This is a genomic window from Pseudoalteromonas sp. NEC-BIFX-2020_002, from assembly GCF_013002825.1.
In the GTDB taxonomy this organism is placed as follows: Bacteria; Pseudomonadota; Gammaproteobacteria; order Enterobacterales; family Alteromonadaceae; genus Pseudoalteromonas; species Pseudoalteromonas neustonica.
Genome location: NZ_JABEPJ010000008.1, coordinates 124,756 through 142,841, shown reverse-complemented (window position 1 = coordinate 142,841; position 18,086 = coordinate 124,756). Strand labels below are relative to the sequence as shown.

18 protein-coding genes are annotated in these 18,086 nt (G+C 38.0%); 5 read left to right on the top strand and 13 right to left on the bottom strand.

What is annotated here, in order from left to right:
• The first annotated feature begins 97 nt into the window (after positions 1–97).
• Positions 98–1,303 (top strand): MFS transporter, encoded by a 1,206-nt coding sequence (locus HJP15_RS11050; protein ID WP_249365851.1) that lies wholly within the window; start codon positions 98–100, stop codon positions 1,301–1,303.
• On the opposite strand, the gene HJP15_RS11045 is transcribed toward HJP15_RS11050, so the two are convergent.
• From HJP15_RS11045 to HJP15_RS11010, 8 genes are all read right to left on the bottom strand, one after another.
• A complete protein-coding gene (locus HJP15_RS11045) occupies positions 1,281–1,508 on the bottom strand; it encodes a hypothetical protein (RefSeq protein ID WP_054455286.1) in 228 nt (75 codons plus the stop codon). The genes HJP15_RS11050 and HJP15_RS11045 overlap by 23 nt on opposite strands.
• Before the next feature lie 169 nt (positions 1,509–1,677).
• Entirely contained in the window at positions 1,678–1,929 is a 252-nt protein-coding gene (locus HJP15_RS11040) for a TIGR03643 family protein (RefSeq protein ID WP_054206201.1), read from the bottom strand.
• A gap of 74 nt (positions 1,930–2,003) precedes the next feature.
• Entirely contained in the window at positions 2,004–3,005 is a 1,002-nt protein-coding gene (locus HJP15_RS11035; protein ID WP_054455288.1) for a fatty acid desaturase, read from the bottom strand.
• Between the two features lie 251 nt (positions 3,006–3,256).
• Positions 3,257–3,916 (bottom strand): outer membrane beta-barrel protein, encoded by a 660-nt coding sequence (locus HJP15_RS11030; protein ID WP_170173783.1) that lies wholly within the window; start codon positions 3,914–3,916, stop codon positions 3,257–3,259.
• Between the two features lie 272 nt (positions 3,917–4,188).
• Positions 4,189–4,656, bottom strand: coding sequence for a GNAT family N-acetyltransferase (locus HJP15_RS11025; RefSeq protein WP_170173782.1), 468 nt, complete (start codon positions 4,654–4,656; stop codon positions 4,189–4,191).
• 199 nt (positions 4,657–4,855) lie between these two features.
• Positions 4,856–5,107: a hypothetical protein gene (locus HJP15_RS11020; RefSeq protein WP_054206205.1), complete on the bottom strand. Its 252-nt coding sequence runs from the start codon at positions 5,105–5,107 to the stop codon at positions 4,856–4,858.
• A 53-nt stretch (positions 5,108–5,160) separates the two neighbouring features.
• A complete protein-coding gene (locus HJP15_RS22310) occupies positions 5,161–6,462 on the bottom strand; it encodes a sensor histidine kinase (protein ID WP_349304624.1) in 1,302 nt (433 codons plus the stop codon).
• Positions 6,455–7,825: a sigma-54-dependent transcriptional regulator gene (locus tag HJP15_RS11010; RefSeq protein WP_170173781.1), complete on the bottom strand. Its 1,371-nt coding sequence runs from the start codon at positions 7,823–7,825 to the stop codon at positions 6,455–6,457. Before HJP15_RS11010 ends, HJP15_RS22310 begins: the two co-directional genes overlap by 8 nt.
• A gap of 173 nt (positions 7,826–7,998) precedes the next feature.
• On the opposite strand from HJP15_RS11010, the gene HJP15_RS11005 reads away from it, so the two are divergent.
• The 3 genes from HJP15_RS11005 to HJP15_RS10995 are packed head-to-tail and all read left to right on the top strand — an operon-like array spanning position 7,999 to position 12,366.
• Positions 7,999–9,246 (top strand): efflux RND transporter periplasmic adaptor subunit, encoded by a 1,248-nt coding sequence (locus HJP15_RS11005; protein ID WP_170173780.1) that lies wholly within the window; start codon positions 7,999–8,001, stop codon positions 9,244–9,246.
• Positions 9,247–9,257: 11 nt separating this feature from the next.
• A complete protein-coding gene (locus HJP15_RS11000; RefSeq protein WP_054206209.1) occupies positions 9,258–9,947 on the top strand; it encodes an ABC transporter ATP-binding protein in 690 nt (229 codons plus the stop codon).
• On the top strand, positions 9,940–12,366 hold the full coding sequence (locus HJP15_RS10995) for an ABC transporter permease (RefSeq protein WP_170173779.1): 2,427 nt from the start codon (positions 9,940–9,942) through the stop codon (positions 12,364–12,366). Before HJP15_RS11000 ends, HJP15_RS10995 begins: the two co-directional genes overlap by 8 nt.
• 184 nt (positions 12,367–12,550) lie before the next feature.
• Here the strand turns inward: HJP15_RS10995 and HJP15_RS10990 are convergent, their stop codons facing one another.
• Complete coding sequence (locus tag HJP15_RS10990; protein ID WP_170173778.1) at positions 12,551–13,780, bottom strand: DUF3667 domain-containing protein; 1,230 nt, start codon at positions 13,778–13,780, stop codon at positions 12,551–12,553.
• A 217-nt stretch (positions 13,781–13,997) separates the two neighbouring features.
• Between HJP15_RS10990 and HJP15_RS10985 the strand changes: the two genes are divergently transcribed.
• Entirely contained in the window at positions 13,998–14,549 is a 552-nt protein-coding gene (locus tag HJP15_RS10985; protein ID WP_054206212.1) for a YkvA family protein, read from the top strand.
• 250 nt (positions 14,550–14,799) lie between these two features.
• Here the strand turns inward: HJP15_RS10985 and HJP15_RS10980 are convergent, their stop codons facing one another.
• The 4 genes from HJP15_RS10980 to HJP15_RS10965 form a co-directional block, all read right to left on the bottom strand.
• A complete protein-coding gene (locus HJP15_RS10980) occupies positions 14,800–15,168 on the bottom strand; it encodes a VOC family protein (protein ID WP_054206213.1) in 369 nt (122 codons plus the stop codon).
• Between the two features lie 155 nt (positions 15,169–15,323).
• Positions 15,324–16,136, bottom strand: a complete 813-nt coding sequence (locus HJP15_RS10975) for a helix-turn-helix transcriptional regulator (protein ID WP_170173777.1) — start codon at positions 16,134–16,136, stop codon at positions 15,324–15,326.
• Between the two features lie 112 nt (positions 16,137–16,248).
• Entirely contained in the window at positions 16,249–16,722 is a 474-nt protein-coding gene (locus HJP15_RS10970; protein WP_054206215.1) for a DUF4410 domain-containing protein, read from the bottom strand.
• A gap of 231 nt (positions 16,723–16,953) precedes the next feature.
• A complete protein-coding gene (locus HJP15_RS10965; protein ID WP_170173776.1) occupies positions 16,954–17,928 on the bottom strand; it encodes a transposase in 975 nt (324 codons plus the stop codon).
• Between the last annotated feature and the right edge of the window lie 158 nt (positions 17,929–18,086).

The window sequence follows — 18,086 nt, the reverse complement described above, 5'->3', positions numbered from 1 at the left end:
TAATATTTTATTCCTCCAAATTTATTACTTTCACCTCATTTATTACCAAGTTCTCTGACGATTAGTTACCATAGGGCTACGTTTTTCATAATTGATGATGTTAGTTTTGTATTCCACTCCAGCTAATCGCACTTTATTTTCTTCTGCTATTTTAATTCTCGGTATTTTTTTTATTGCCGCCAATTTACGCGCACCTGTCACAGGAATTGCACCGGTACTTGATCAAATCATTTTGGCGTTTAGCTTAACGCCAACACAAGCCGGTATGCTCACCACGTTACCTTTAATTGCATTCGCTTTAGCCAGCCCAATGGCAGCAAGCTTAGCCAAAAAGCAAGGGCTTGAAATCTCTCTTTTTATTGCGCTTTTACTTATTGGTGCAGGCCTTAGCTCTCGATTAATTGACTCTGCTTCCGCTCTTTACTTCGGCACAGCGATTATTGGAGTGGGTATAGCCATTGGCAATGTACTCTTACCAAGCTTAATTAAACGTGATTTTCCTCATAAAGTCGCTGTGATGACCTCTTCTTACGTGCTTGCCATGGGTATTTTTGGTGGCAGTTATTCAGCATTAATTATCCCTTTGGCCGACTACAAAAATATGGGCTGGCAACTGGCGCTAGCCTGCTATGGCTTACTCACGATTGTAAGTCTTGTCATTTGGTTGCCGCAATTAAAGCTACATACAAAACCTGATAAAGCACTACTCAATAATACCAACAGCATAAAAGTATGGCGTCAGCCGCTGGCGTGGCAAATTACTTTACTACTCGGGTTAAATTCGTTTTTTACTTACATAATGATTGGTTGGTTACCCAGTATTTTAATTGAAGGTGGCCACTGTGCACAGCAAGCTGGGGCACTCCAAGGGAGCTTTCAGGTAGCATCAGCGATACCAGGCATCATACTAATTCCTTTATTGGCCAAATTAAAAGATCAACGCTTACTTACCTGTATATTGGCATTATTAGCAGCTTGCTGCTCACTGGGGCTACTATACTTGCCTGAGTTTGCATCTATTTGGTCAATCACATTAGGGTTTTGCTCTGGGGCATGCTTTATTTTGGGGCTGTCGTTTATAAGTTTACGCACGCATGATTCTCGCCAAGCGACTTCGCTCTCAGGTATGGCGCAATGTTTTGGTTACTTACTTGCCGCATCAGGGCCTATTTTAGCTGGCTCGTTACATAGCCACTTTGGTAGCTGGTCAACCACGTTGTGGTTATGCGCGCTCGCCAGCGGCTTATGTGCCATATTTGGCTACTTCGGTGGACGTAATGTCACCATGCCAAATAACGTTTAAACCATTGTAGTACACTAAAATGAGTGGGCGATTTTACAGCATGCTTTTGCGCCCACTTTTTATTAATAGCCTCACGCTGCTCACGGCGCACTTGCGCCAAGTTAGCTTTAGCGGCAAAGCTTAGTCGCTGCTGATCACTTAATTCGTTATCAAAGTTGATCTGCGATTTTTTTACTGCTCGGCTACTTTTCACTGATGAACACATATTATTATCTCCAAATAACTCGCATTACTTATATAGAAGACATGGCGTGATGTGTTTTTATTTCAAGCATCATTAAAATAACGATTTGATAATGAGCAAAACAGTCTCAGCTCTTTTAGCGCTGTGTGATTTAGTGTTACTTAATACTTGAATTCAAGCAACAAAAGCTTTAACGATTTTTATATTGTGTTTTGCAATGGCTTCGCATAATGGCGGGATCGCGTAACTTAAGATGCTTTGTTGTTCGCCCTGCATGGCGTTTACGCCATACTTTAAACGAACCCGCAGATACATTGCTGCGCATAAAGCCAACTAACTGGGAGTGATTTAAACTATATAGGTTTTCTATCGCTTCAAATGGCGTGCGATCTTCCCACGCCATTTCAATAATTCGAGATTTTTGACTATCACTGAACTGCATATTGCACCTAAATTGATTTTATACGCAGTAGCGTCAATTTCGGTGCAATAAAGTGCTAAAGAAATACGAACGCCTTACGTATTATTTGCTTGGTACAGATTAGCTTGCTTTATACTAGCAAAATCATTGAATCGCACACCGTGATGCTTCATTACTTCAAGGATTTTTTTGCTGATCATTTGGCGTAAATAAAACGGCTGATTAGGCACAAAGTGATGAATAGTATGGGTATGACCAAAGTTAAAACAAAACAGGTTAAATGGCATAAACACACGACTAGTTAACACATGTGTTTGTTCAAGCATGTTATTCACTCCCCCGTAGTAATGCATTGATGAGGTAACAAAGTTAAGTGAGCTTGAGCGAATAATGTTAGGCACGATTAATACCACCATTAAAAACTCAAACACAGCCATAATATCCAAAAGCCACACCGGTGAACTTTGTTCAAGCGGCATAAATACGTTAACCCCATGAAACACAATCACACTGTATAAAATAGCAAAATACACCGTTGTGACAGGAAAACCTGCATTAAATACGTTTAAGAAACTAAAGCCTTTGATTTCTTTACTAAAGCGCTTAGCGTTAATTAATAATCCAAGTAACCCATCAACAATCACTAATACGCGTAAGAATGGGTTTTTAATACCATTACCGACTAAACGCTCTTCGAGGTCTTGCTCTGTGCCGGACACCTTATGATGATGTAAGTGCATTTTACGGCGATACCACGGGTTAACCGTATTAGGTCGCATAAGCCATACTGTCAGCATCATAAAATTATGCATAAATGGCTGATTACTAAAATATTGCTTATGAATAAGGTCGTGTTCTAGCTCATGCGAAATCGACGCGGCAATAGCAGCTAAAATAATACACAACCACGCAGGGATGATTGCAAAGTAATATAAAGTCCCCACACCAATAAATGCACTAAGCGATAAGAGCAAAATAATTAACCCTAAGGTATTTTGGTGGGTTAACAGTGGGTGTTTTTGACGAAGCCGTGCTTCTTCACTTTTAATAGCCTTAACAATGGCTTGAATGTTTTCCTTGGCACTTAACGTGGTCATAAATAGCAACTGAGAATCAAAGTTGCACAGATGATACCCGAATCAAGATAAACCTTCCATAGTGATCAGCGGATACGTACCCCCGCCCCTGATGAAATAAGCACTGCACTTAAAAGTATTAATAGCTCAGCAAAATATGAAGAGCAGCTATTTAATCCGATGTATTAATGCCTAAAAGCAAAAAGTAAGAAACAACCCATTTTGCGCTTCAAATGGGTTGTTTTTGAAATCAAGTTATCTTGCTTTAGTAATTAAAACTTCCAACCAACAACTAATAATAAGTCTTTTACTTTATGTTCATATGAATGAGTGGCAACACCAAGGTCAGTTACCTCTGCTTTGTCTTTCGCTTTAAATAGTGAATACTCTAAACCTACATACAAATTTTTTGTTAATTTGTAATCAAACCCCAGTGAAGCATATGGAGCGTTACCACTTTTGCCAATATCATAATGCGATGAAGGATGAGAAAGTTTTAAAGGGGTGCTCCCAGTATAATTCCAATGAGCAAGACCAAACCGCCCGTTAACTGAAAAATCATCAAATAATTCAAGCTCGCCTTTGACACCAAATCGTATCGATTCTATATCTATTGGAATCTCAACCTCGAAACGGTGCTCTAAAAAACCATTTTGCTCAGGCATAATTACTGTAGCGATATTATCACTACTACCATGCTTATGTTTCGATAATTCAACGGTTAAGTAATCTGTAAAATTTAAACCTACCCTAAAACCGGTAGAATTCGTATTTTGCTTGGATGAGTAATGCTTTTTAGCGCTTTCTGATTCCGTTAAAGAGTAAATATCGTTACTCGATTTACCAATTAAAACTTCTGTTATTATTTTTGTTTCTGCGTGAGAGAATAAAGGAAGTACACAAAGAGCTCCTCCTATTATAATTTTTTTCATTTAAGTCTCAAAGTTAATGTAATTGTTAAATATAATAAACACTTAACATAAAAAAAACCAGACTACCGGACAATTTAGTTCCGATTAATAAAACAGCATTACTTTACTTGTGACATAATTCAATTACCTAGTACAGCCCCGCGTCAAGATTGGATTCTGGTTTTTGTAACTAAAAAAACGTTACACTTTAAATAAAAAGTAATATTTAAATTCAAGTACTTGAATAATGAAATAACTATTTTTAGTAAACTTATTATTGAGGTTTCAGGTTATTAATTCAGGTTTTCTGCCAGCATTGCTAACTTTTCTATACCGTGATCTGGCATCCACCTTTTAAACTCAACAAAACCATGTTTTTTATACAGCTTAATAGCAGGCCCATTCAGCACGGCAGTTTCAACGACTGCGGTTGTTATGTTGGTTGGCGCTACAAAGCTGTTTAACACATAGTCTATTAATTTATCTGCGATACCCTTTCTAAAGTGATCGGGGTCTACCGTTAAACTATTTATTTCTAACTGCTTACTCGTTATCGCTAGTTCAATTACACCCGCAAGGCACTCTTCTGCAAAATAACCATAAAAAACTGTTGTCGAATTTTTTATATTATTAACGGTGCGAGATAATGGAGGAAAGTTAAGCGACCCGATTAGCTGCGCTTCAATTGTATAAGAACGTTGAAAAATAGTATAAATTTGCTTTGCCACTGCATCATTGGCGCTATCTAACTTTGCAATCATTTACTTAAATCCCTATTGCCACTTACTTTAGTTAAATACAACAATCCATTCACGTGTTTTAAATTCTTAACTGTGGTTGTGCCTATGTACAATCCATTCAAACTTGTATTCTAGCGCTTAGATGACTGTTTATCATAAATAAAGCAACGTTTATAACATTAGGTTCAAGACGCTTCAATACTAGATACACCACCTATAACTATTTACTACATGACTCTTCGGTTTTTAATTTTGCAATAATACCGAAATAAACACATACCAAAACCATAACGAAACACCAAACTATACCAAAGTAAAATTTGACGGGGTTGCTACTTGCTGTGATTGTAATTTCACGCCCCATAGAGTTGTAAGAAAGCGCACCAACAACTAATAAATTATATAAAAGAAAACTAAAAGCTAAACCAAAAATGCGCGCTATAAGACGTGACTTTTTATCGACCGTTTTCATTTAATGTACCAATAACAAGCCACCTCAAGATGCGTTTTGGGTATAATCCCCCATTATAAAACCAACGTAAAACTAGCCCCCAAACCAACTTCAGACTCGACCTTTATCCGTCCTTTATGACGATGGATTATTTGTTGGCTCAACGCCAACCCAATTCCTGAGCCTTTTGTTTTGGTGGTGAAAAAGGGGATAAAAATTTTCTCTAATGCACTTGATTCTATGCCATCGCCATTATCGTTAATTTTAATCTCACTTTTGCCATAGCGATTAATTTTTGCCGAAATCGATATTGTTTTTTCAGGCTTACAACTCAGCTTTAGGGCCTCTACTGCGTTACTTAGCAGGTTAATAAGCACTTGCTCTAACATTTTTTTATCAACCGAGATACTAAGCTGCTTAGGTTCAATTTCAAAGTTGCATGTAATATCACAGTCGAATAACTGAGCATTAATCAAAGGCTGCAAATCGTCAAAAAGGTCCTGAACCAATATTGGCTGTAAATCTAAATGCGGTACATGGGTCAACTTCCGGTAGTCTTCCACAAAACCCAACAAAGATTGGCTACGAATACCAATCGCATTAAGGCTTTGTAGATAGTCATCTACTAAATCTTTATCTGCCAATTCATGGACGAGCTGCTGCTCAGTGATAGTGACAAGCGTGTTTGCTAATGAATGTATTGGTGCAACTGAATTACCTATTTCATGAATAAGAACGCGAATCAGCTTTTGCCAAGCGTCTATTTGGGTACTTTCTATTTGTTGAGAAATGGCCGTAAACAGCCATAATTCATATTGGTTATTATGATAGGTAAAGGCAAGGTATTTAAACAACATATCATTTGCAACACTCTCTCCCTGCTTTGCCAGCTCGAGGACAGGCAGTGATGCCATAAGTTCGTTGACCGTGTTGGTATTACGAATGTCCAATGCTTGCTTTGCACTATTATTACACACCACTATATCGCGCTGATTTTTAGTGAGGATAACACCTGCATCAACGTGTTGCAGCATGGTCTCAAAAAGCGCGACTTGTTCGGCTTGTTGGAATTTATCGGCTTGAACACGCTGAATCAGATCGTTGCAAATTGCTTGCTCTTTGGCGCCCAGTGTATGCTCTGCACTCAGTCTAAAACTGCTATCTTTATATTTAAGCGCATTGATAACTTCATTAAATTGCGCCTGTTGTTTATAAAATATTTTTAAGGTCAAGCCCACACAAATTAACGCAGCCATTAAGGAGATGGTACTGAGTAATATTGCATGACTAAAAAACACACCATACAAACCTAAGCAACTGAATATTAATGCAACAATAAATAGTGTTAATACATGATAGCTGGTTTTATTAAACACCGTACTTCTCCATTTTTCGATATAAAGAAGGACGGGTGATCCCCAGTGCTTTAGCTGTATGACTGATGTTGCCTTTAAAATCAGCAAGCGCCTGCTCGATAGTTATTTGTTCAATCTCCGCTAAATTATAAGTAATCGGTTTAAGTGCTATTGCTTCGCTGTGTTGTGTATTTGCAAGCTGAAAATGTAATTGATTACCATCTGATAAAATAACCGCCCGCTCAACTAAATGTTGCAACTCTCGAATGTTACCAGGCCATGCATAGGTAAATAATTCACCTAAGGTGTTATCACTAATACTCTTTACAGGAAGCTTATATTTTTCACTGTATAAGTGAGTATAAAACTCAACCAGCAATGGAATGTCTTGTGGCCTATCTCTGAGTGGCGGAAGTGTGATCTCAACGGTATTGATTCGATAGAGCAAATCTTGTCGAAAGCTACCTTCGCGCACCCTATCGTAAAGGTTCACATTAGTGGCAGTAATAAGCCTAATATCTATCTCTATTTGTTTACTGCCACCAACGGGAGTGATCACTCTATTTTGAATGGCTGTTAACAGTTTGCCTTGTAATTCTAAGGGAGTGTTAGCTATTTCATCTAAAAACAAAGTCCCCATATCGGCCAATTCAAATCGCCCTTGTTTGTTCTCTTTGGCGTCAGTGAAAGCCCCCTTGGTATGCCCAAACAACTCACTCTCAAAAAGCGAGCTTGCGATAGTCCCCATATCAACTGATAAAAATGTGTCTTTTGCTCTCAATGAATGTTTATGAAACTCCCGTGCAATCACCTCTTTACCTGTGCCGCTTTCACCTAAAATCAATACGTTAGCATCTGTTTTTGCTGCTTTTTCGATGGTTGTAAAAACCTGCTCCATAGCGGGACTTGCTGCAATCAAGTTTTCAAATGGGCGATTCTGTGCTGCAAGCGACAATTGGGCTATTTGATTAAGCTTTTTAGTTTTTTGTCGCTGTGTACTTAAGTCAATACAATTGGCCACCGTCGCCAGTAACTTCTCATTCTGCCAAGGCTTAAGTACAAAGTCACTAGCACCGAGCTTAATGGCTTCAACTGCCATCGACATATCTCCAAAGGCGGTAAACAGCACAACCACGGCATCTTCATCAAGCGCTTTAATTTGTTTCAACCAGTAAAAGCCTTCTGCGCCTGAGGTTGAGTCACGGGTGAAGTTCATATCAAGCAGAACCAAAGAAAAAGACTGTTTGGCAAAAGCTTGCGCAATATCGTGAGGGTTATCCAGCGTCATTACTTTTTTGTAGTGCTGTTTTAATAGCATTTTAGTGGCTATTAAAATTTCGGCATTATCGTCTACCACTAAAATTGCTTTATCTGAGAGGCTCATGGGTTATTCCTTCAATCGAACTGTACGATATCGTACATCAAGTGTTTAATTTTTTTACACCTTTATTTTTTAAATTAGTAAAATAAATAGTAACAACATGTTTTATAAGAGTTATATTTTTTGGCACACAACTTGTTGTATCTATACCAACGTTGAGTTTTAGATGGATAGTTATGGATAAGTTGATTACAAAAAAGCGCACTTTTAAACTCTGGTGGTTAGCCTTACCAGCAGTGGCAATTAGCTACTTCCTGTTAAGCAATACAGTCAGTGGCAGTGGTAGTCGGTATAACATTGCAAGCGACAAGGTAAAAGTTAGCACTGTGATAAAAGGCGAATTTAGCGATATGATCCCATTACGGGGTAATATCACCCCCAGTAAATCAGTTTTTCTTGATGCCATTGAAGGCGGCCGTGTAGAGCAACGCTTTGTTGAAGAAGGAGCAATCGTTAAAAAAGGCGATAAGCTCCTCGCTTTGAGTAACACAGGTTTACAGCTAGATGTAATTTCCCGTGAAGCACAAATCTCAGAGCAGCTAAACAACTTGCACAATACCCGATTAGCCATTGACCAAAATAGGCTAAACCTAAAGCGTAATTTGTTAGAACTAGACTTTGAAATTAAGCAAAGCGAGCGAAAAATGGCGCAACACAAAAAACTGGTAGCAAACAACCTTGTTTCACAAGATGAGCTAAAAACAGTGATTGATAGAACACTGTATTTAAAAGATCGCCGTACGCTTGTGGTAGAACAACAAGATCAGGATGAAATAATAAGAACGACGCAAATAGCACAACTTGAAGACAGTGTGAGCCAGCTAAATAAAAATCTACGCTTTGCACGTAAAAACCTTGAAAACTTGATAATCAAAGCCCCTATTGATGGCCAACTGACCTCGTTTAATGCCGAATTAGGAGAATCTAAAGCACGCGGTTCACGCCTTGGTCAAGTCGACATTATGAATAAATATAAAGTCACCGCTTTTATTGATGAATTCTACCTTGGCAGAGTTTTTGCGGGGCAAACTGCCACGCTTACTCATCTTGGACAAGCCTATACCTTAACCCTGAGCAAGGTTTACGCTGAAGTATCAAATGGTCGCTTTGAAGTAGATTTAACTTTTAATGACTTATTACCACAGCGTATTCGTCGAGGGCAAAGCTTGCAAATGGAGTTATTACTCGCTGATGCAAAGCCTGCCACAATGCTTTCAAATGGTGGTTTTTACCAAGATACTGCGGGCAAGTGGGTATTTGTCATTGAAGAAGGTGGCCAAGTGGCTGTTAAAAAACAGGTAAAATTTGGCCAAATAAATAATAAATTCATTGAAGTGCTGTCGGGCTTAAATGTAGGAGATCGCGTGATCACCTCAAGCTACAGCAATTATAAAAACATAGAATCAATCAAATTAACAAATTAAGGGCAATTGCCATGATCAACCTTAACAACATCAGCAAAATATTTAGAACGGAATCGGTCGAAACCTACGCCCTAGACAGTGTATCTTTAACCGTTGAACGCGGTGAGTTTGTAGCTATTATGGGCCAGTCTGGTTCGGGTAAATCAACCTTACTGAACATTGTCGGTATGTTAGACCACATAGACCAAGGTGAGTATATTTTTGACGACAAGGACATCAGTGGGTTTACCGAAAACAAATTAGCTGATATTCGCAAAGACAACATTGGCTTTATCTTCCAAAGTTTTAACTTAATTGACGAACTTACCGTATTTGAAAATGTTGAACTCCCTTTGGTCTACCAAAGAATTAGCAAAAAAGAACGCGAACAACGCGTATTAGCTATTTTAGAAAAAGTAAATATTGCCCATCGTAAAGATCATTACCCGCAGCAGTTATCAGGGGGACAACAACAAAGAGTTGCAGTAGGACGAGCGATAGTTGCTGAGCAAAAAATGCTGCTTGCCGATGAGCCAACTGGCAATTTAGACTCTAAAAACGGCGAAGAAGTGATGCAACTTTTAGCGCAATTAAACCGTGAAGGAGTCACCATCGTCATGGTCACTCACTCTGATCATCATGCTAATTATGCACACCGCGTGATCAACGTATTAGACGGCCATATTGTATCTCAGAATATGCAGGAGGCGCGTAGTGCTTAGTAATTACTTAACCATCGCTTATCGAAGCCTTTTAAAACAAAAGCTATATTCAAGTATTAATATTTTAGGTTTAGCAATCGGCCTTGCTATTTGTATTAGCATGGCTATTTTTGTGGAGTCGGAGCTTGGCTACGACACCTTTATTGAAGATCATAACAACATTTACCGTACTTCGTTAAAATTAACTGTACCGGGCTCCCCAGAGCAAAATTTTGCTCCGGGCTCTGTGTATAACGCTGAGCGTTTTAGCGCTTATTTTGATGAGATAATTGAAGCTGCTCGCCTTCGTGAAATAGGTGCAACCTTAGGTTACGGCACCCAGCACTTTAGCGATGACGGCATACTACTGGCTGATAGTAATACCCTTGATTTTTTCTCATTAGAATTACTCCAAGGGGACAGTGCTACAGCATTAAGCGCACCTAATTCAATTGTTCTAACTGAATCTGCCGCCCAGAAACATTTTTCAAATCAAAATGCGGTAGGTGAGACATTAATATTAGCAAACCGTATTTCACTTAAAGTAACGGGTGTTATCAAGGATTTACCTAAACGTACCCACTTAGATGTATTTGCACTCATTAGTATGAGCACAGCGCCTGCATTTTTGAATAATCCAAACTGGGATCAAAACCCAAGCTTTAACTATTCGACCTATTTTAAGTTAGCGCCACTTACTGATGTAGCAGCACTTGAAGCAAAAATCCCTGATTTTTTAGACAATCACATTCGGGCTAACACCAGTGACTCTTTGCATTACACCTTAATACCTGTGACTGATATTTACCTAAAATCAAATTTGTATGCTGAACTTAAAAACAATGGTGACATAAATATCGTCTATTCGTTCAGTATTATCGCTGCGCTGATCCTATTAATTGCCTGCGTTAATTTTATGAACCTATCTACTGCAACCGCAACCAAACGAGCCAAAGAAGTCGGGGTTCGTAAAACCTTAGGCGCTAAAAAATATAGCCTGGTTGCGCAGTTTATGATTGAAGCAATCATGCTTTGTTATATTGCGCTATTTATTGCAATGGCGTTAGTTGAAGCAAGCTTACCCATGTTTGCGAGCTTTATTGGCAAAACACTGAGCTTTAATTATTTAGATGGCACACTCCTACTCACTTTATTATTATTGGGTCTTGTGATTGGAGTTATTTCTGGCGCCTACCCCGCATTTTATTTAAGTGCGTTTAAACCTGCAAAGGTACTCAAAGGCGAAGTAACTCAAGGTAAAGCTGGGGCACTCCTTCGCCAAGGGCTAGTAGTATTTCAGTTTAGTGTGGCAATTATTTTAATTGTTGCGACCACAGTTGCCAGTTCACAGCTAAACTACGCACGTAACATCGAGCTTGGCTATGATAAGTCGAACACCTTTGTAATAAGAGGTTTATATACTAACGAAGCGAGCAGTAAACGTGATGCATTAAAAACTCAGCTGCAATCACACCCCAACATTATTAATGTAACTGCCAGCTCACGTTTTCCTACAGGCACATTAACCGACTCTTTTGGTCTTATAAACCCAATCACAAATGTATTTCAGATGATGCCAGTATTATCGGTAGATGAAGATTACTTTACTGGTTACAACATCAATATTATAAGCGGTCGCAGCTTTAGTCTTGATTTTCCTGCAGATAAATACCAGCAACCAAGTGACGAAAATCCAACCCCCGCCTTTTCTGTAGTAGTAAACCAAATGGCGGCAAAAAGTTTAGGATTTAGTGCGCAAGAAGCGGTAGGTAAGCAATTTAAAGTACTCGCCGGACGCCACGGCAAAGAAAGCATTGCAACGATTGTGGGTGTATCAACTGATTATTACTTCTCATCGCTAAAAACTGAGATTAGCCCCACTTATCATTTATTAAATAGCGACGCGGGCTATTCAATGTCAATTAAGTACGACACAAATGCAACTCAAGTTCGCGACTTTATTGAGCAAACGTGGGCAACTTTAATCCCTGAGCAACCTATATCACTTGCTTATTTAGAAGAGACATTCGAACAAATGTACCAACAAGAAGACAAAGAATTTATTGTATTTAACCTGTTCTCATTACTCGCCATATTTATTGCGTGTTTAGGGTTGTTTGGTCTGGCGTCTTTTACAACCCAGCGTAGGACTAAAGAAATTGGCATTCGTAAAGTATTAGGCGCCTCGGTATTTGATATTGTAATGCTGATTAATAAAGAGTTTTCAAAGCAGGTATTAATCGCCAACGTTATAGCTTGGCCTATCGCTTACCTCATCATGCAGCAATGGTTAAATAATTTTGTATACCGTGTTGATTTGTCGATATTCCCGTTTGTGTTAGCAGCATTATTAGCATTCGTGATTGCATGGGTAACAGTTGGCTCGCTATCAGCCATTGCAGCTAAGGAAAGACCAATTAACGCACTGCGATATGAATAATATAAGGTTATAAAAATTAGCCATATTTCGAGGCTACAAGTTACTTTCTAAGATAGCTAAAGCTTGTGTATTTACCTCTACCACTGATTGCTCGTCTAAAACACGCGCAATTAAGTGGTATTAGGGTTAATAATACTAAGTGCACAAAGATTACAGCGGTTCTTTTTATTATTTATTTTAAAGTCTAAATTTCGGTTAAACCCCAAACAATTGCCACAACCGTCGTTAATGCCATTAATATAAAGTAGATAATACCGACAAAACCATAAGTGAAAAAAGCGAATATATAACCTTGTTTGTAAATACGTTTTTGCATTATGAACAAGTAAATAGGTATCCATATCAGCAAAGCAAATCCAATGAATCCTAAAATACTCGCCGCAACAGTAGCAAACCCACCACCCAGCGCTTCAAGATGATCATGTGCGACATCTAACAGATCAATTGATAATGAACTGACAAAAATAAAGCTATGACTATGCAGTGCCACAGTTAAGTGCTCCATATAAAGACGCTTTGAAAAGATAAAAATCACCTTAAGTAACAGCGCAAATATAGGCAAAAGTACAAACATTAATTGTGGTAGTTTTCCTAATACTTCATTGATTAAACGATTAGTATCCGTGGTAAACGTTTTCTTCGCTTTTTCTGCTAGTTTTTTAGCAGAATCATCAAGCTTCTTATTACTTTCATCTGATAAAAAATCAAATGACAAACTACCATCAGCACTATTTGAAATAGTAATACTATTGCTTTTGTCATCTGTGCCTAACTTAACGCGCTCAAGCTCTATGGTAGCAAGCTGTCGAGTCGTACTCACCAGTTTGGCATTTTCAGCAATAGAAATATCAAGTTTTAAATCATCAAGGTAGCGATTAAACCTCGCTAAATCAGCATCAATGCTCGCTATATTTTTATTATCTGGTGTCGGCTGAGCTTGTAATTTTTTTTCATTAAGCGTTTTAATATGCTCTGTAACTTGAGTAATAGCAGCTTTGTTATTATTCATTTCAATCGTCTGTTGGTCTTCTCCAGAAACAGTTAATTTTAGAGTTAAAAAAAACATAATACTAATGAATAAATATAAACGCAGTGGCGGCACGTAATGCACTCGCCTACCTGCAAAATACTCATTAGTTAAAAAACCGGGGCGAAATATTAACGGCCATAAAGTACGACTGGCACGGGAGTCAAAGCTAAAAATATCATCGAGTAAATGTAAAATAACCACCCAAAAATACTTTAACGTGGAGTCGAGCGACTGCCCGCAGTTAGAGCAAAATGCCCCTTCAACTGATTGGTGGCAATTATCACAAAGCGTTTGAGCCACCGCCTCACTATCATTAATAACGGAGACTTCTTCTTGTGAAGAAAGTGAACTATTTATATTCACTACCTGATTTTCTTGAGACATAAGCTCACTATGACTATTTAAACTATCAATTAAGTAATACATAAAACAATAGCACGATGTAACATGTAAATTACAAATATTTTATAAAAAAGCAACTATTAAACGTGCTGCCTGCCAAAGGATCTGCTAAATTCAACAATGACAATAAGCTAATGTTAATGTTGTCTGTCATAGCGATTATTTACTGTGACCATATAGCCAATACAGGAGAATTATAATGGCGTTTGAAGTTAAGTTTGAATTATCAGATACCGATTTAGAGCACTTTCGCGATGTAATGCGTAAAGCACAACAGGGCGCTAAATTACTAAGTGAGCAGGTAATAATTAATAATGCTAAAAAAATCAGCTCAAATATAATAGACAATGTGCCTGAGTTTGTTCGCCTTCGCATCCAAAAATTAGAAACATTTGTCGCAATGATTGAAGATACTGAATGGCAAATCCCTGAAGAAGAACGCGTAGAAATATTAAGTGCCTTGGCTTACTTTAGTGATCCTGAAGATTTAGTGCCTGATCATATTCCCGTACTAGGCTTTTTAGATGACGCGATTATGATTGAACTGGTTGCTGGCGAGTTTAGTGACGATGTTGAAGCATTTGAAGAGTTTTGCGCCTATCGTAGCCGTGAAGAAAGCCGCAATGGTAACGCAACCGTTACTCGTGATGAATGGCTAGACGCAAAACGTCGCGAACTACACAGCCGCATGCGTAGTCGTCGCAATGAGCGTCGCTCATCTGGACGCTCTTCATTTCGCTCAGTGTTTTAAGCACGACCAACTACAAGGCAATAAAAGGTGATTTAAGCTCTTTTATTGCCTTTAATTCCAATTATAGTAACGCATCCAGCCCTAATATTTATTGATAATAGATACGCCTTGTATACACAACATAAAGCCATTCCCCGAATTAAATATCTAAATTTACAGCATTAAAAGTGGGAGGCTTTTTTGCTCCACTTTCTTAACGTCATCTTCTTAATGCCCTTATCAAATTTAAACAGTCTAAAATATGAGCTACTTAGTTAGGTGAATGTAAACCAAGTCTATTTCCTTCGGTATCTATAAACAATGCGAAAAAGCCACTTTCGTCCGCATGGGATGTTTTGGATACAAGTACTTTCCCGCCATACACTTCAACCTTAGATAGAACGACTTGTAGGTCTTCACCTGCATTTAAATACAATGTAAGGCCAGCAGTAGAGGGTAAATAACCTTCTCCTTGAATAATGATACCAACCGTAGATTGATCCTTATATGGAAATAACCCCATCTTCATTCCTGGAATATCCATAGTTTCGATGGTTAAAGTAAAAATGTTGCTATAAAATTTTACAGCGCGATCTAAATCGGTCGCAGGGATCTCAAAAATCGATGCCAAACTTTGCATTTCACTCTCCTTATTATTTACGTTTTACAGTCAGTAAACCGAGTCACTAACACTATTATTGATGGGAACGTTCTCACTCGTATTTCTTCGAACGACCACATTTTCAATATAGGCATAGGAAAGCATAATAAATTGTAAAAAAACGACAGGGCCGTTTATTTATAGAAAAGCAAAGAAAGAGCCATACTTTTGTCACCAAGAAAGTTACGCGGCTTTACCCCTGTAAACTCTTTAAAGTCTTTAATAAAATGAGATTGATCATAGTAATTGCATTTGTACGCTATATTAGTAAGGCTTTCGTCATGATTAATTAATAACTTCAAAGCAGTTTGTAAGCGAATAAGCTTACTCAACTTCTTAGGGCTAACTCCAACTATATCTAAAAATTTTCTTTCTAATTGTCGTTTTTGATTGGGATCTGAATTTATAATTTTGTTAATGGGTATATTGCCATTGTTCGAAAAGAGAATCTCAACGGTTGCTTTTACAACATTTTCAATAGTTCGCGGATTACTAAGTTTTGAAAAAAGAAATGCTTCAAGTATTTCAATTCTTTCACTTGTGTTTAGAGCTTTAATAATACTTTTTTCTAGCTCCTCTGATTCATTGCTTTCAAACAATTCATAAATTGATGTTTCTTTATTTTTTAGATTATTGATGGGTTCAGAAACGAAATTAGAAAAAGCATAAGGTAAAAAGCTGGCAGCAAAGGTATGAACATAACCTGTCGGTTGAATATAAAAAGGGGAAACGGTTTGCCCAAGTACCATTGCACGTGGTTGAATTATGTAATGATTATCTGAAGTGTACCTTTTAATGTCATCACCTAAAATGAAAGCCAATTCAATACTTCCATCAGGTACAATTCTCTGCTTTTCTGAATTTTCTTCTGGAGAGACCTCGAGTGTCCAGAAAAAATTAACAAAAGAGGCTATATCTTTACTTGGTAAAAATGTTTTGTAATCCATAAGCCATCCAAATCAGTACGAAATTTACACTGAGTATACTAACATGCCATATGTATCAGATCTTTCTGGTGACTTTTAATGTTTTTACACAACATATAAAAAGACCTCCGACTTAATACTTCCCTGTTTTAATATATGTTACGATTTTATCTGCATGATCCTCAATAAGTCCCTTTGATGTCCCTACTGCAGCTTTATTTCTTGACGTAACCTTTAACCTAGCGATAGTTTCATCGCTTTTTACATCCTTAATAACAACTATCGTTGAAATATTATCTGTGCCAGCCATGAAACCGCCTAACGCTCTGGCTGCGCCATGCCTCATTTTATAATCAATGAAAGTAATTTCAATTTTCTTATTAGCATCATTACTAGTGCTTAGTCCAAATTGACTCATTTGTGCTTCTAGCCTTGCTTTGAATAGAGACATCCCTTTTTCTGGAACGCTCGCTTCATCAATAACCTCTTGAGTAAATACATCTGACAATTGGTAGGTGTAACTACGTTCAACTATTAATTTTGTACTTGAACAACCTGTTAATACAACAAAGCTTAATATAATCACTAAAAATCTAACGTTTTTCATAATTTCTCATGGTAAACAGAACTTAAGTTGACACCCATCTTAATTATTTATTGGAAGCAAAACAATAAACACATCGCTTGAAGTCATTAGTAAGTGAACATTTTCGACATAATCACGATTTAAACACAGTTTCAATGAATTTGACTAAATTCAAAAATGCAGGAGTCTACATTGCGGGCACATACGCTTTTCCCTTGAAGAGCAATTTTAAGTTTTAAATGAGTGTGAACACTACGCCAGAAGTTTTTCGCAGTTGCTGAGGTTGCTGCGTCGTTTTCTGTTTAAATTTTCACAGTAACTTGTGTGTGATGACGGTCTACCAACTGCACCATGAAATACGCGGGTAAAGTGTGTAGTGAGTTTTAACCAGTTTTCAGGGGAGATATTGATGCGATCTAAAAGTGGTAAGTTTGCCTCTTCAATGTGGCCGCGCTTATCTTCACGCAAGCATCGCCCTGTGAGCTCTACTAATTCAAGATAAGATTTTAACTCAAACGGTAATCCTTTTGCCATTTGTTGTCTGGGCATGCCTGCAAAGCGCAGTAGTTGTTTGGATTGTTTGCCTTCCTTTGCACTTTCAATGCGTTTTTGTACGCTGGTGCGGGCTGACTCTTCAGGGATATTCGCCATTTTGGCTCTGATGGGGTTTAGATCGACATAAGCCATGCAAGCAGCTATGGCGGCTTCATCTAATAATGCGTGTGATTTGAATCTTCCCTCCCAGAATCGGCCTGTACAACCATCTTCTTTATTAGCTTTACGCGCAATGTCTTCATTTAATAGTCGCATAAACCAACTGATGCTTGCTAAGCGCTCTCGATATTGCTCAACCGTTTGGTTGAAAAATATGCGCTCTGTTTTACTTAGCTTTTCACCTTGCATGTATTTTTGAGTAAGAAAAGTACCCTTACAGAGTTTATGCCAGCGGATAATAATGGCTTTATCATTCAGCCTCTTTGCTTTTTTATCATCAACATAGAGCACTAAGTGCGTGTGGTTACTCATTACTGCATAAGCACACACATCAATACAAAATACCTTGGCTAGACTCAGTAGCTTCTCTTCAACCCACCCTCTGCGGTGCTCATAAGACTTCCCTGTAAAACAGTCTTCACCGCATAAAAATGCTTGGCGTACACAGCGAGAAATACAATGATAGTATTTTGTATCAACCAAACTTATTTGACGCTTTCTTGCGATTGCCATATTACACCCTGTTTGTTTTTTGCACTAATTAAAAGTTAGTGCAAAATATAGAAAATACAAACTTTAGGATGGGTGTCATCTTTGTTGATAGTTTGTTGTGAATTTCGTTGGGTTTAGTGGTACTCAACTCAACCTATGCGGATGCTTTGAATAGTAAT

What these genes read in the sequence shown, in the direction of transcription:
- HJP15_RS11050 (WP_249365851.1), top strand. Translation starts at nt 98, where the DNA reads ATGTTAGTTTTGTATTCCACTCCAGCTAATCGCACTTTATTTTCTTCT.
- HJP15_RS11045 (WP_054455286.1), bottom strand. Translation starts at nt 1,508, where the DNA reads ATGTGTTCATCAGTGAAAAGTAGCCGAGCAGTAAAAAAATCGCAGATC.
- HJP15_RS11040 (WP_054206201.1), bottom strand. Translation starts at nt 1,929, where the DNA reads ATGCAGTTCAGTGATAGTCAAAAATCTCGAATTATTGAAATGGCGTGG.
- HJP15_RS11035 (WP_054455288.1), bottom strand. Translation starts at nt 3,005, where the DNA reads ATGACCACGTTAAGTGCCAAGGAAAACATTCAAGCCATTGTTAAGGCT.
- HJP15_RS11030 (WP_170173783.1), bottom strand. Translation starts at nt 3,916, where the DNA reads ATGAAAAAAATTATAATAGGAGGAGCTCTTTGTGTACTTCCTTTATTC.
- HJP15_RS11025 (WP_170173782.1), bottom strand. Translation starts at nt 4,656, where the DNA reads ATGATTGCAAAGTTAGATAGCGCCAATGATGCAGTGGCAAAGCAAATT.
- HJP15_RS11020 (WP_054206205.1), bottom strand. Translation starts at nt 5,107, where the DNA reads ATGAAAACGGTCGATAAAAAGTCACGTCTTATAGCGCGCATTTTTGGT.
- HJP15_RS11010 (WP_170173781.1), bottom strand. Translation starts at nt 7,825, where the DNA reads ATGAGCCTCTCAGATAAAGCAATTTTAGTGGTAGACGATAATGCCGAA.
- HJP15_RS11005 (WP_170173780.1), top strand. Translation starts at nt 7,999, where the DNA reads ATGGATAAGTTGATTACAAAAAAGCGCACTTTTAAACTCTGGTGGTTA.
- HJP15_RS11000 (WP_054206209.1), top strand. Translation starts at nt 9,258, where the DNA reads ATGATCAACCTTAACAACATCAGCAAAATATTTAGAACGGAATCGGTC.
- HJP15_RS10990 (WP_170173778.1), bottom strand. Translation starts at nt 13,780, where the DNA reads ATGTCTCAAGAAAATCAGGTAGTGAATATAAATAGTTCACTTTCTTCA.
- HJP15_RS10985 (WP_054206212.1), top strand. Translation starts at nt 13,998, where the DNA reads ATGGCGTTTGAAGTTAAGTTTGAATTATCAGATACCGATTTAGAGCAC.
- HJP15_RS10980 (WP_054206213.1), bottom strand. Translation starts at nt 15,168, where the DNA reads ATGCAAAGTTTGGCATCGATTTTTGAGATCCCTGCGACCGATTTAGAT.
- HJP15_RS10975 (WP_170173777.1), bottom strand. Translation starts at nt 16,136, where the DNA reads ATGGATTACAAAACATTTTTACCAAGTAAAGATATAGCCTCTTTTGTT.
- HJP15_RS10970 (WP_054206215.1), bottom strand. Translation starts at nt 16,722, where the DNA reads ATGAAAAACGTTAGATTTTTAGTGATTATATTAAGCTTTGTTGTATTA.
- HJP15_RS10965 (WP_170173776.1), bottom strand. Translation starts at nt 17,928, where the DNA reads ATGGCAATCGCAAGAAAGCGTCAAATAAGTTTGGTTGATACAAAATAC.